Genomic DNA, 1,270 nt, shown 5'->3' with positions numbered 1-1,270 from the left:
ATTCGACGCAACGCGCAGAACCTTACCATCCCTTGACATGGCATGTTACCCTGGGAGACCGGGGATCCTCTTCGGAGGCGTGCACACAGGTGCTGCATGGCTGTCGTCAGCTCGTGTCGTGAGATGTTGGGTTAAGTCCCGCAACGAGCGCAACCCACGTCCTTAGTTGCCATCATTGAGTTGGGCACTCTAGGGAGACTGCCGGTGATAAGCCGCGAGGAAGGTGTGGATGACGTCAAGTCCTCATGGCCCTTACGGGATGGGCTACACACGTGCTACAATGGCGGTGACAGAGGGAAGCGAAGGGGCGACCTGGAGCAAATCCCGAAAAGCCGTCTCAGTTCGGATTGCACTCTGCAACTCGGGTGCATGAAGGCGGAATCGCTAGTAATCGTGGATCAGCACGCCACGGTGAATACGTTCCCGGGCCTTGTACACACCGCCCGTCACACCATGGGAGTTGGTCTTACCCGACGGCGCTGCGCCAACCGCAAGGAGGCAGGCGACCACGGTAGGGTCAGCGACTGGGGTGAAGTCGTAACAAGGTAGCCGTAGGGGAACCTGCGGCTGGATCACCTCCTTTCTAAGGATGTTTCTTTTGGACGACCGGCAGCCGTCTGGCTGACGGGCCGCCACTCGAGACGTCATTGGATACATGAAGCCCAGTCAGGGCTTCGATTGGCGGGACCTGGAGAGGCCGCCCTCGTTTCTCTTTCTCATCCGGATAAGCGGGATCACCGCTCGGGCCTGTAGCTCAGGTGGTTAGAGCGCACCCCTGATAAGGGTGAGGTCGGACGTTCGAGTCGTCCCAGGCCCACCATGATCAGGGGACGTAGCTCAGCTGGGAGAGCAGTTGCTTTGCAAGCATCAGGTCGTCGGTTCGATCCCGTCCGTCTCCACCAGCGCCTCTTCGTGAAGGCGCGGTGATCATCCGGAAGAGAAGGCAGCAAGTTTGCCCTTGCCAGCGCTGAGCGCAGCAGGCGGCATCGATATCTAAAAACTGTGAAGAGGGAATGTGACCGCGGGTCCCGCGAAAGCGGGGTGCCCGTTGGAGGTCATGTTCGGCAAGCATGTGACCGAACCGCTGAAGAGCGGTTTGGTCACTGGTCTTTATCGTGACCGTGGTCCTGTGCCTGACGTCATCCGCTGATGCGGCTGCCGGTCAGGCTCGGACATCGATCATGAGAGCGATCAAGTGCCTTAAGAGCATTCGGTGGATGCCTTGGCGCTGAGAGGCGATGAAGGACGTGCTACGCTGCGATAAGCCTTG

General features: G+C 59.3%; 2 tRNA genes and 2 rRNA genes. All 4 read left to right on the top strand.

The window, feature by feature from the left end:
• Positions 1-583: ribosomal RNA gene (locus tag IVA74_RS32310) — 16S ribosomal RNA — on the top strand; the annotation flags it as partial.
• Between the two features lie 160 nt (positions 584-743).
• Positions 744-820, top strand: a tRNA-Ile gene (locus IVA74_RS32305).
• A 6-nt stretch (positions 821-826) separates the two neighbouring features.
• Positions 827-902, top strand: a tRNA-Ala gene (locus tag IVA74_RS32300).
• Positions 903-1,189: 287 nt separating this feature from the next.
• A 23S ribosomal RNA gene (locus tag IVA74_RS32295) occupies positions 1,190-1,270 on the top strand; the annotation flags it as partial.

It is taken from the genome of Bradyrhizobium sp. 132 (assembly GCF_023074185.1).
Taxonomy (GTDB): Bacteria; Pseudomonadota; Alphaproteobacteria; order Rhizobiales; family Xanthobacteraceae; genus Bradyrhizobium.
Note: the sequence above shows the minus strand (reverse complement) of the source record. Positions and strands in the feature narration are given on the sequence as shown.